Consider the following 12,073-nt stretch of genomic DNA (forward strand, 5'->3'; position numbering starts at 1 on the left):
ATGTCCCTTTTATATTTTATGTGAGTGATTCATTGCTACTAGAATAGCAGTTCTATTTTAGCTATTTGCATACACGACTGTATCAGTAATGCAAATCAGCAAATGCGCTTATTATAATTGATATAACCGTATAATGTTAGGGAAACCTAGCAGCGAGCGTAGTTCACGGATACCCTGTGCTAAGTGGTTGCGGCTACGTACCACGATATGAATGATAGTGTCAGTATTACGAACATCAACGGTTTCAACACCCATATTGAGCTGGCGTAAGTGATAAATAACTTCACTGATTTGCTCGTCACTAAGCGCAATAGAGAGCTTTAAATAAGCAGGAAAACGAATCTTGCCGCTGTTTTTTAGGTCATGCTCGCCTATATCACCTTGTTTGACCGCATTGTCATTGCGCCAACGTAACTGGATCACCTGATAAGGATTGTCTTTGCGGATATCGTCCAGTGAGAAGCACTTATGACGATGAACGACCAAACCATGACGTGATAAATGGCCTACGATAGGATCGCCATATATCGGATGACAGCAATTGGCAAAATCAAGCTCGACGCCAGCAGCATTTGCAATCAGCTGTTGCGGTTGGGTCATGTCGTCGCTATGTACTTTTGCCTGTAGATCGCTCAGCTCATCGCTAAACAAACGTGTCACAACTAACTGAGGAAGTAGCGTACCTGAGCTTATTTGTTCAAATAACGCATCTTTTTCTGTCAGACCGCGCCATTCAGTCAGGTCTTTCCAATCAGCATCCGTCAAATCATCAAAACTTTTCTGATGCGTTCTGAGCGCACGATCCAATGCTTGCCTGCCATGGTGTTGTTTGTCAGCGACAGATAAATCTTTAAACCAACGTAAAATCTCTTCACGAGCTTTGTTAGTCACTACAAATCCTAACCACTCCGCTTTTGGTTCTGAGTGGCTATTCACTTCTATCTCAACGGACTGTCCATTTTTTACCACGGTGCCAAGCTTTGCAGCTTTACCATCGATATTTGCACCAACGGCAACGTTACCAATCATAGGCCCGACCGCGTAGGCAAAATCTAGCGCTGTTGCACCCTGTGGAAGCTCGTAAGCACGCCCTTGGGGACTGTAGCAAATAATTTTACTAGAGTGCAGATAATCCATCAGCTCATTAATGGTAGAGACTGCTGCTGAGAAATCAGGACTGTTTTCATTCAGGTTGTCTTCATCGACCAAATCTTTCATATTGCGTAATGACGCTTGGATAACTGACTGACTAACATCAGACGCATGTTCAGCGCCAATAACACCAAGTCTTGCAGCGCTCTGCATTTGCTTAGTCAATATAGTGACTTTTACCACATCATTGTCACGCTCATAGATGAGAGTCAGGGATTGGTTACCGCCTGGTAGCGGACGACGAATATTATCCGCAATATGGGTATCATCAATCTGATATTTTTTGATCAAATAATAGGCCAGCTTGTCACATGCTTCGATATTGTCGAGGACGATTTCAAACGCGTAGTGACGCAATAGCGCATTAATCTCACCGCGATTGCGGAAAAACTGACGATATATCACCACGCGATTGTCTAATACTTTGACCAGACCATTGAGATCCAAGTTGTTTAGCACGATGCTTAAATAACGATGAATGGACTCTCTTTGAAAGTTACGTCCAAGCCCATGCTGTAGCAGTTTATCGGACAGCTTGTTGTACATATCAGAGTCTAAATTGCGATAACACAATACTTCGATATAGTCAGCAATATCATTCAGACCCATTAATCGGGCAAATGGCACATAAAAATCTAAGGTTTCTTGAGCTGTGGTGCGCTGCTTCTCAGGCCGTACCGCATCAAGCGTAGACATATTATGTAGACGGTCAGCAAGCTTGATAATAAGTACACGTGGGTCAGCGAGGGTTGCGGTCAGAATTTTATGAAAGGTGGCCGCTTTATTCTGCTGCTTGTTATGTGAAGATGACTTTAGTTTGGTCACACCATCGACCAGTCTTGATACAATTTCACCATAACGCTGCTTGATTTGCTCATCACTGACTTCGGTATCTTCGACCGTATCATGCAGAATTGCTGCAATGATGGTATCTCGATCTAAGCGAAAGCCCGCTAGTATCTCGGCGACAGCGATTGGATGCGTGATATAAGGTTCCCCTGATTTGCGCTTGTCTTTAATGTGCGCAATATCTCCGAACTCACAAGCATCAACAATATCACGGCGCTCAGCAGCAGTGAGATAACCTACCGAACGTAGTAAATTATATTGAGCATCATCGACAAGGTGATGACTGAGTTTGGGTAGGGTTTGACTCATAAAATGATGATCCTATTTTCCATGACCTACTTGTTGGGCCATTTGCCGAAGCAAATGGAGGCTAAATAATGACCTACCATATAAAACTTAAGGATGAGTACGCCATTATCTAATTAATCGCAAATCGCTTTCAATGTCAACTGATAAGCGTGTGGGCGATGAAAAAATTTTACTCAGTGGTCTATTTTGGGGATAAATGGTGACCAAAATAGCCAATACATTATTATCACAACCAAAAAACCACAGCCTATGCTGTGGTCTCTATAGTTGATCAAGATGTGTATTTATTTTACAAAAACGCTATTGGCTCTATAAAATACATCTTATCAAAACAGCCTATTAGAAGCTGTGGTCGCCTGACAATGCTAAATCTAATGAGCTAGTAGCAAAATTATGCTCTGGCTGATTTAGGATGTCGCGTGTGATTTTGCCAGCGGCAATTTCACGTAGTGCCAATACTGTAGGCTTGTCGTTATCAACGTCAACCAACGGCTCGGCAATACCTTTGGCCAATTGACGGGCGCGTTTGCTTGCGACCAAAATTAGCTCAAAGCGATTATCAACATTATCCAAACAATCTTCAATCGTCACTCGTGCCATAAATAGCTACCTCGGTTGTTTTTATTAGTAACGGACCTTGCCCGCCACTCAATAAAAATAATATCAAAAATATAAAGGGGGATAGCTAAATATTATAGCATTTTTTGCCAAGTCGCGTAGTTGCTTTTTATATCTACTTACGAGATTAGCTGCTTGTGCGTAGTTTACTCTTCTACCTGAGTGTTTAGCAAGTTGCTAATCGTGCGATGATAGCGCTGCTGCTGACGACTAAGTGTCTGCCTGTCGGCCACGATGATGGCTTTTAGCTCAGCTAAGGCTACGTCAAAATTATCATTGATCACTACATAGTCAGCATTCACATATTGTGCCATTTCGGTGACCGCGCCAGCTAGACGGCGCTCTATAACTTCTACAGAATCCTGCGCGCGGGTTGAGAGGCGTTGACGTAATGTCGCAATGCTGGGTGGTAGAATAAAAACCATAACGGCATCTGGAAAGATATTTCTGATTTGCGTCGCGCCTTGCCAGTCAATCTCCAAAATAACGTCGATACCCGCCGCTAGCTGGGTACGGACACTTTCCTCTGATGTGCCATAATAGTTACCAAATACTTCAGCATGCTCTAGAAATAGACCCGCATTGATACCATTGGTAAAACTATCAGTATCCGTGAAATGATAGTGCTGACCATCAATCTCACCTGGACGCGGTGTGCGAGTCGTATGTGAGACACTGACCGTTAAGTCATTGGTGGTAGCAAGCAACTGCTTGACCAGTGAGGTCTTGCCAGTACCTGAAGCGGCGGTAACAATGAATAATGAACCTGTCATACAATTTATCCTAATAGAAAGTGTCTTAGTAACTCGTAAAATGTATCGTAATAAATGCGTGTTGATAAAAAGTTAAGCAGTGCCTCAGTCAAAAACAAAGACTGGAAAAAATAAAAAACGCCATCATGTATGGCGATAGAAATTATAATAGATGCATTATTATAAACTGCTTTTATACAAGTTAAAGCTGGTTTTGCAATCTGTCGTAAGTATGCTGAGATTTGCCCACAAAATATTGCTATGAGTAGACAGCTATTTTAGAGAGCGATAAAAGCAAATTATGCTAAAGTAGAGCATTGATTTCACCCTAACTTTTGAATAAAAAATTCAAAAATACGTTTTAACTATAAATTATCCAATGATAGGCCTTTTTATGCAAATTTATCTTGCCAATCCCCGTGGATTTTGTGCTGGTGTGGACCGTGCAATTGCGATTGTTAATGAAGCATTGACACGTTTTGAGCCGCCCATTTATGTCCGTCATGAAGTTGTGCATAATAAGTTTGTGGTGTCAGACTTGGCCAATCGTGGTGCGGTATTCGTTGAAGAGCTTCATGAAGTACCAGACGGCTCTATCGTTATTTTCTCCGCTCATGGGGTTTCTAAAGCAGTCGAAGATGAAGCTGAGCGCCGAGATTTGACGGTGTTTGATGCAACATGCCCGTTAGTGACTAAAGTACATATCGAAGTGGCAAAGTTTGCGCAAGATGGGATGGATGCAGTGTTAATAGGACATGCAGGACATCCAGAAGTCGAAGGCACTATGGGGCGCTTCAATCGTCGCCATGGTGGGCAGATTCATCTGGTCGAAGATGAAGGTGATGTGGCCGCATTGACTGTCCAAGATGCCGAACGCTTGGCATTTGTGACTCAGACAACCTTGTCGATGGATGATACTGCGCGCGTCATCGATGCGCTGCGTGAAAAATTTCCTAGTATCCAAGGCCCTCGCAAAGACGACATTTGCTACGCCACTCAAAACCGCCAAGATGCGGTAAAAGATTTGGCCAGTCGCTGTGAAGTAGTCTTGGTAGTTGGTTCGCCAAACTCATCAAACTCCAATCGCTTACGTGAGCTGGCTGAGCGTATGAATTGCCGAGCTTATCTCATCGATAACGCCAGTGAGATGGATAAGCGTTGGTTAGATGGTGTGCAGAGTATAGGCGTGACCGCTGGCGCATCCGCGCCCGAAGTGTTGATCCAAGAAGTATTGCAACAGCTGCAAGACTGGGGTGGCGATCTACCTAGTGAGCTATCTGGTATTGAAGAAAATGTGACGTTTAGTCTGCCGAAAGCATTGCGGATTCCTGTCACTCAGGTTGGTAAGTAACTAATATTCGTGTTTGTATTTATATTTGTATGAACAATCATTGATATGGATAAGGTCGCATGAAAGAACCAAAAGCCAGATTTGTATTGGCAGAGGCCACGCTCGCTGAAGTCAACAAGCAACTAAAACTCAATATGCTAGTGATGGCAGCAGTGGTTTTCGTATTGTTTATGAATATTATGAAGTTTATGGCAGATAAAAGCTTTTTCTACGCAATGCTCGCAGTAGTCATGATCTGTTTATTATTTTTCATACAAAAAGCTCGCCGGATTCTCACGCTAAGAAAACAAGAGCTTATCCATAAATAGAAAGTACAAGCCTAAATAAAAAATACAGATGAAAGTACCAAATATAGGATAGCTATGACTGCTTATTACAAATTTATTAAACGAGAATTACAAGAAGACGGTGTCAGTGTGGCGCATTATCAGCCAACCAAGCATGCTCAAGGTGCTTGGAATGAGCATGAGCAGCACATGGCGCCAGCAACAGGCCTATTAACAGCCGAGATTAACAGCTTCGCGCCACAACCTAATACCCGTATCGCACGTGTGAGCCTCGATATCTTGGGGCTAATACCGCTTGACAATTTTACTATTACTACTCGCTGTATCCGACCAGGCAAGACTATTGAGCTGGTCGAAGCGGTCATGAGTAGCCGTGGTCGCGATGCTATCATTGCAAGAGCGTGGCGACTGATTACCCAAGATACCAGCGAGATTGCCGGACTTGAAGATCAACCAGCAGAATACAAACCTGAAGAGTTGCCAGTTTGGGAAGGCATGAAAGGCTGGCCGGGCGGTTTTATTGAGAGCGTACGTCTAGTAGCAACAGAAGACCGTCGTGCTGGTCGCGGTATGGTATGGATTACCAATGATCTCGACATGATTGAAGGCGAGCCGACTGATGATTTGGTGCATCTGTTAGGTATGGTCGATACTGCCAACGGTGTTGTACCAAGATTGGGTCTTGGTTTGTCTAAGTTAGAATGGATGTTTCCCAATACTGATTTGCAAATCCATATGCATCGCTCGCCAAAAGGTCGCTGGCTAGGTATCGAGGCTGTACAACAATATGGCGATGATGGTATCGGATTGACCAGTGCGGTATTGCACGATGTATACGGGCCTTTTGGTCGTAGTGAGCAAATCCTTACTATTCGTCCGATGCCACGTTAAAAAGCTAAGAGTTAATCATTTTATAGTTTTGAAAAATAAAACGGTACGTTGTAATCAATTAATTATACAAATAGTAGGGGAATAGTTTTAATAGTAGCTAACAAGACAATATTACTAAAAAGATAATATTACTAACAAGCCGATGTTAATCGACATAGAGGTTACTATGAAAACCCATACGCAATTTTCAAAAAAGCTGACGACTCTCTGGGATATATTGATAGAAGCATATTCAGAATAGTCGCTATCGTTTGCGCGTTGATTGCTATATCAGAAAATAACTGAGCAATTAAATGACGAAGTAAGTAAAAACTAAGCAAACAAATAACTGATACCAGAACACCGCCTTGATAAACAAGCGCGGTGTTTTTTATTGAATAGGGCTTTTGAGCTTGAATTTTTTTTCGTTGCCCCTATTAGTATAGACAGTTTAACGATATTGCATACGGCAAGTTCTCTAACATTATGAGAGCGGCTTTAGTGAGTGTATCGTTATCTGATAATAGGTCTTTCATAGAATTTAAAGGAGTTTTTATGAGTGAAGCAACTCAAGCTGAAGGTCTGAATCCAGAATTAAAAAAACATACGTTTGAAGCGGAAGTGGCGCAGTTACTGCATTTGGTAACGCATTCACTATATTCTAACGCTGATATTTTTGTCCGCGAGTTGGTATCTAATGCGTCGGATGCTTGTGATAAGTTGCGCTTTGAAGGCACAAATGATGATAGCCTTTATGAAGATGATGGCGAATTAAAAATCCGCATCGCCGTCGATGAAGCTGCCAAAACTATTACCTTTACCGACAATGGTATTGGTATGAACGAAGCCGATGCAATCGAAAACTTAGGTACGATTGCTAAATCAGGCACCAAAGCATTTTTAGACAAATTGTCTGAATCACAGAAACAAGACGGTCAATTGATTGGTCAGTTCGGTGTTGGTTTTTACTCAGGTTTTATCGTGGCTGATACCATCAGTGTCGAATCACGTAAAGCGGGCGAGCCTGCTGATAAAGGCGTGCGCTGGGTATCAGATGGTACTGGTAGTTTTACTGTTGAGCCTATTACCAAAGACACGCGTGGTACGGCGATTACTTTGCATCTAAAAGAAGAATATAGCGAAGGCGAAGATAACTACTTAGATCGCAGCAAAATCAAGCGCTTGGTTAATAAGTACTCTGACCATATCAGCTTGCCGATTCAGATGCGTAAAGAGATTTGGCAAGAAGATGTAAAAGAAGACGAGAACGACGACACGCCTGCTAGTGGCGAGATGGTACTCACTGATGAGTGGGAAACAATAAATAAAGCCAGTGCACTATGGACGCGTTCTAGCTCTGAAATTGAAGATGATGAGTATGTCGATTTTTATAAGAATATTTCTTATGACATGGATGCGCCGCTTACTTGGACGCATAACCGTGTAGAGGGTCGCGTACAGTATACGCAGCTACTATATATCCCTAAAAAAGCGCCAGTCGATCTATACACTCGTGAGCAGCAGCATGGTCTAAAGCTTTATGTGAAGCGCGTCTTTATCATGGACGAAGCTGAGCAATTGCTACCGATGTATTTGCGTTTTGTGAAAGGTGTGATCGATTCAGCAGACCTGCCATTGAACGTGAGCCGTGAGCTACTACAAGAGTCACGTGATGTAAAATCTATCCGTGATGGTAACGCTCGCCGTATCTTAACCTTACTCGCAAGCCTTGCTAATAGCGAAGACAATGATAAGCAAGAGAAGTTTGCCCAGTTCTATGCAGAGTTTGGTGATGTTATCAAGGAAGGTCTAGGCGAAGACGCAGGTAATCAAGAACGTATTGCTAAGCTATTACGTTATGCCACCAGCACGCAAGACGGTCTAGTGACGAGCTTTGAAGACTATAAAGGCCGTATGAAAGATGGCCAAAAAGCCATCTACTACCTTACAGCTGATAATCTAGCCGCTGCGAAAAACAGCCCGCAACTTGAGCTATTCAAGAAAAAAGGCATCGAAGTTATCTTGATGACTAGCCGTGTGGATGAATGGGCAATGAACTTCTTGACCTCATTCGATGAGACACCGCTGCAAAACATCGCCAAAGGCGCAGTAGACCTAGGCGACTTGCAAGATGAAGCAGAAAAAGCGGAAGCAGAGAAAGCCCAAGAAACGCTAAAGCCTGTTGTTGATAAACTAAAGGCTGCATTGGGCGAACGTGCTAAAGACGTCAAAGTATCGACGCGTTTAGTCGATAGTCCAGCTTGCTTGGTTGTTGGTGAAGGTGAGCTATCACCACAAATGATTCAGATGCTACAGCAAATGGGTCAGGACGTACCAGCAAGTAAGCCAACGCTAGAAGTAAACCCTGAACATCCACTCATCAAAAAGCTTGAGAGCAGTGAGCAGTTTGATGATCTGGCGCAAGTGATCTTTGATCAAGCGTTATTGGCAGATGGTGGTCAGCTAGACGATCCAGCCGCTTATCTAAAACGCGTCAATGAACTATTGATGAGATAATGTCTAGTAATGAGTAAAAAAGGGAGGCTTTATATAAGAGGCCTCCTTTTTTATTTGAATTTTTAGCCAAATTTGAGTGAATTTTACAAATCAGCCTTATCCTCTTAACCGACAATCCGTTACAATCGCGATAGATTAGCGAGCTAAAATATTAGGCAATGCTAGTCGTCTTCTATAATCACTCCATCGTGAATTCAATATAAATCGATGTCTGCATGCTGTACAAAAAATCGTCAATTGATTGCACCGCGCGGCTGTTACATTAAGATAATTATCATTGAGTCATTTTATTTTTCTCGACTGGCTAGAGGTCTAAGTCTTTGTCACTTACGTCGTTAAAAACCGTCTCGCTTCAGCGTTTTTCGCTCAATTTCGCTGCCAATATTATTGCAACTTTGTGGATGCTGGTTGGCTCAACACGGGCTTTTTCTTGGGTTAAACCCACTTTTGTACAGTTTGCCGTATTTGCACTATTGGCGCTTGGTAGTAATGTCTTGTTTTCATGGTTAGCTGCTGAAAGTGGCAGCATATTTAATGAGCAAGGATTGGTCAGTTATTTGATCTGGCCGATGATCATTTTGCTTGGTGGTATCATTTTGGCTCGGCGAGCCAGTAACCAAGCCTTGGTATTTGTACCAGTAGTACTATGGTTGGTCGCTGATACATTGTCAGCCCTATTACAGAGCTTGGTGCAGTTTTTTGGTAGCTATGGTTGGTTGCCAAATTGGAGTTATTCGTTCTTACCAGTACTGTTTTTAGTATTGTTCTTATGGCAAACGCTAGCGTTACTTTGGATATTTTCCCGACGTCTGCGTATACCATGGTGGGAGCGAATCATTGTATTGGTTGGCGCGGTAGCGTTGCTGACCATTTGGCAGCGTAATGTTGCAGATCAGCCGATCTTTAAGCAAATACCTGTAGAGCCTGTATTAGAAGAGGCGGCACTGTATCAGCAGCCACGTCTATTACAGCAAGCATTGGATAGTATAGACCCAAGTATCGATGGCAAAACCGACTGGTACTTTATGGGAGTCGCAGGATTCTCTGATCAAAACGTCTTTCGCTCTGAGATTAACAAGGTGCGCGAGCTGTTTGATGTACGCTTTGGTACTAGCGGGCATTCACTATCGCTGATTAACAATACTTATAGTTGGTTAGACGAACCAATTGCTACTAAGACCAGTATTTTGCGCGGCTTAAAGAAAATCGGTCAGCAGATGAACGCTGATGAAGATGTATTGTTCCTGACGTTGTCTTCACATGGTAACCAAGATATCGTTCAGTTGGCAAATCCACCGCTTGCGATGGATAATTTAGATGCTACATGGTTGCGTGACGCGCTAGACGCATCTGGTATCCGCTGGCGTGTGATTGTGGTGTCTGCCTGTTACTCAGGTTCGTTTATTGACGAATTGGCATCGCCAACCACGGTAGTGATTACTGCATCAGCTGCTGACAAAGCATCGTTTGGCTGCACCAACACAGCTGAGATGACCTATTTTGGCCAAGCGTTTTTTGCTGAAAGTCTACGAGGGAATACCAGTTTTGAGTCGGCTTTTAAGGATGCCAGTATACGAGTCAATGAGCGTGAGAGCGCCATGGGCTTTGAGCCATCAGAGCCGCAAATGGTGATTGGTAGCTTAATGGAGACGGCATTGCCTGCATTTGAGCAAGTATTGTTTGATAAGGCACGCCCATCTGTTGCTAGTATTACAAATAATGCTACTTCTACAACAGTTAATATTTTACCTGACAGCGCTACTAATCTGTCGGTAGACGAAGTAGAGATAGCTGCTAAATAGCTGAATACATACAAAGTATGATTTAGCATTTAATAAATGCCAATATCAGATTTACTATTAGATGATGAGTATTTATTAAACATCGTCATTGGTTCTATTTTGAATAAAAGGATATCACTCATGCAAAATTCCTATAGTCATAGTTTATCTACCAATAAACAGCTTACCCAAAAAAGTGTGAATCGTTGCTTTAACGGTGAGCAGCATTATTATAGTCACGAGTCGACATCTACCAAAACCTCTATGACGTTTAGTATTTATCTACCTGATGAAGCTTTGGCTGGACGACGTTGTCCTGCGATATTGTATTTATCAGGTTTGACATGTAATGCCGATAACGTCACTCATAAAGCGCATTTTCAGCAAAAATGCAGCGAGCTTGGTATGATACTTATCGCACCTGATACTTCGCCTAGAAGTAGTGAAGACAGTGATGTACCAAACGACGATCGCTATTTTGTCGGTCAAGGTGCAAGCTATTACGTTGACGCGACCCAAGCGCCGTGGTCAGACAACTTTAACATGCAAAGCTACATCGTCGATGAGCTATATGACTTACTACGTTCAGAGTTTCCCATTCACAGCATCGGTGTCACAGGACACTCAATGGGTGGTCATGGTGCGTTATTGCTAGGGTTTAAGTTCCCAAGCAAGTTTGTCAGCGTATCGGCTTTATCGCCAGTATGTGCGGCGAGTGAGTCTGCATGGGGGCAAGCTGCCTATACAGAGTACTTCGGTGATGATAAGGCTCTATGGGCGCAAGCGGATGCCTCACAGATGATTGAAAAGGTCGGTCAGCAGTATTCGAGCATTTTGGTTGATCAAGGCGCGGCTGATAACTTCTTAGCAGAAGGTCAGCTACAGACTTCTAAACTACAAGACGCTTGTGCAAAAGCCAAACAGCCCTTAACATTACGCTACCAAGCGGGGCATGACCACAGCTATTATTTTATCCAAACGGTGATTAATGATCATATCGAACATCATTGGCATATGGCTCAAATGAGCTAAGATGTCTTTTAGACGACCGTGATACATTTTTCGCTATTCCATTCATGCTCAGAAGGTGATTTTTATGGCAAGTTATCAGGATTTGACAGCTTCTAATTCAAAGAATAAGTCAGCAGATACGAGCTCTACAAAAGCGACTATGCAAGCTGATATGGATGCTGCTCTACAAAACAAACAACGTAGCAATGATTATAATGGTGAAGTTTCTCAAGCTAAGTCAGACGAGCTGATTGCAAAAACTGTCAACGACGCTGGCGATAGAGTACTTGATGATGTGCAAATATCTCGCGTGATAGAGATGGCATGGGAAGATAGAACGCCATTTGGGGCTATAGAGCATAGCTATGGTCTCGATGAGACTGGGGTTATCAAACTCATGCGCCAAGAGCTAAAGCCGTCATCTTTTCGCTTATGGCGTCAGAGAGTAAGCAATCGCGCCACCAAACATGATGCAAAGCGCTCTTTCGAAGTTGGCCGTGCTTATTGTAAAACTCAATATAAGCAGCGCTAAACCATTAAGTATTTAACATCATTATATAAAAGGCTCTCAGCATA

At 42.9% G+C, this 12,073-nt stretch carries 10 protein-coding genes; 7 read left to right on the forward strand and 3 right to left on the reverse strand.

What is annotated here, in order from left to right; translation table 11 throughout:
• Positions 1-111: 111 nt before the first annotated feature.
• From ACTXGF_RS16310 to gmk, 3 genes are all read right to left on the reverse strand, one after another.
• Positions 112-2,310 carry a RelA/SpoT family protein gene (locus tag ACTXGF_RS16310; RefSeq protein ID WP_057761397.1) on the reverse strand — a complete coding sequence of 733 codons (2,199 nt, stop codon included), beginning with the start codon at positions 2,308-2,310 and terminating at the stop codon, positions 112-114.
• A 339-nt stretch (positions 2,311-2,649) separates the two neighbouring features.
• Positions 2,650-2,910 (reverse strand): DNA-directed RNA polymerase subunit omega, encoded by a 261-nt coding sequence (rpoZ, locus tag ACTXGF_RS16315; RefSeq protein WP_057761396.1) that lies wholly within the window; start codon positions 2,908-2,910, stop codon positions 2,650-2,652.
• Between the two features lie 164 nt (positions 2,911-3,074).
• Positions 3,075-3,701, reverse strand: coding sequence for a guanylate kinase (gmk, locus tag ACTXGF_RS16320; protein WP_443534575.1), 627 nt, complete (start codon positions 3,699-3,701; stop codon positions 3,075-3,077).
• Between the two features lie 373 nt (positions 3,702-4,074).
• On the opposite strand from gmk, the gene ispH reads away from it, so the two are divergent.
• The 7 genes from ispH (at position 4,075) to ACTXGF_RS16355 (ending at position 12,029) form a co-directional block, all read left to right on the forward strand.
• Positions 4,075-5,031 carry a 4-hydroxy-3-methylbut-2-enyl diphosphate reductase gene (gene ispH / locus ACTXGF_RS16325; RefSeq protein ID WP_057761392.1) on the forward strand — a complete coding sequence of 319 codons (957 nt, stop codon included), beginning with the start codon at positions 4,075-4,077 and terminating at the stop codon, positions 5,029-5,031.
• A 59-nt stretch (positions 5,032-5,090) separates the two neighbouring features.
• On the forward strand, positions 5,091-5,339 hold the full coding sequence (locus ACTXGF_RS16330; protein ID WP_394124861.1) for a hypothetical protein: 249 nt from the start codon (positions 5,091-5,093) through the stop codon (positions 5,337-5,339).
• 54 nt (positions 5,340-5,393) lie between these two features.
• Positions 5,394-6,209, forward strand: coding sequence for a thioesterase family protein (locus ACTXGF_RS16335; RefSeq protein WP_443534572.1), 816 nt, complete (start codon positions 5,394-5,396; stop codon positions 6,207-6,209).
• Between the two features lie 534 nt (positions 6,210-6,743).
• On the forward strand, positions 6,744-8,705 hold the full coding sequence (htpG, locus tag ACTXGF_RS16340; protein WP_443534570.1) for a molecular chaperone HtpG: 1,962 nt from the start codon (positions 6,744-6,746) through the stop codon (positions 8,703-8,705).
• 320 nt (positions 8,706-9,025) lie between these two features.
• Positions 9,026-10,507: a C13 family peptidase gene (locus tag ACTXGF_RS16345; protein WP_443534568.1), complete on the forward strand. Its 1,482-nt coding sequence runs from the start codon at positions 9,026-9,028 to the stop codon at positions 10,505-10,507.
• A 120-nt stretch (positions 10,508-10,627) separates the two neighbouring features.
• Complete coding sequence (gene fghA, locus ACTXGF_RS16350; protein WP_443534566.1) at positions 10,628-11,518, forward strand: S-formylglutathione hydrolase; 891 nt, start codon at positions 10,628-10,630, stop codon at positions 11,516-11,518.
• A 229-nt stretch (positions 11,519-11,747) separates the two neighbouring features.
• Positions 11,748-12,029 (forward strand): TIGR03643 family protein, encoded by a 282-nt coding sequence (locus ACTXGF_RS16355; RefSeq protein WP_443534663.1) that lies wholly within the window; start codon positions 11,748-11,750, stop codon positions 12,027-12,029.
• The last annotated feature ends 44 nt before the right edge of the window (positions 12,030-12,073 follow it).

This window comes from Psychrobacter sp. 1Y6, from assembly GCF_052258385.2.
Classification (GTDB): Bacteria; Pseudomonadota; Gammaproteobacteria; order Pseudomonadales; family Moraxellaceae; genus Psychrobacter.

Excerpts from the sequence above, each read along its gene's own strand:
- ACTXGF_RS16335 (WP_443534572.1), top strand. The coding sequence starts at position 5,394 with ATGACTGCTTATTACAAATTTATTAAACGAGAATTACAAGAAGACGGT.
- gmk (WP_443534575.1), bottom strand. The coding sequence starts at position 3,701 with ATGACAGGTTCATTATTCATTGTTACCGCCGCTTCAGGTACTGGCAAG.
- ispH (WP_057761392.1), top strand. The coding sequence starts at position 4,075 with ATGCAAATTTATCTTGCCAATCCCCGTGGATTTTGTGCTGGTGTGGAC.
- ACTXGF_RS16330 (WP_394124861.1), top strand. The coding sequence starts at position 5,091 with ATGAAAGAACCAAAAGCCAGATTTGTATTGGCAGAGGCCACGCTCGCT.
- rpoZ (WP_057761396.1), bottom strand. The coding sequence starts at position 2,910 with ATGGCACGAGTGACGATTGAAGATTGTTTGGATAATGTTGATAATCGC.
- ACTXGF_RS16310 (WP_057761397.1), bottom strand. The coding sequence starts at position 2,310 with ATGAGTCAAACCCTACCCAAACTCAGTCATCACCTTGTCGATGATGCT.
- fghA (WP_443534566.1), top strand. The coding sequence starts at position 10,628 with ATGCAAAATTCCTATAGTCATAGTTTATCTACCAATAAACAGCTTACC.
- htpG (WP_443534570.1), top strand. The coding sequence starts at position 6,744 with ATGAGTGAAGCAACTCAAGCTGAAGGTCTGAATCCAGAATTAAAAAAA.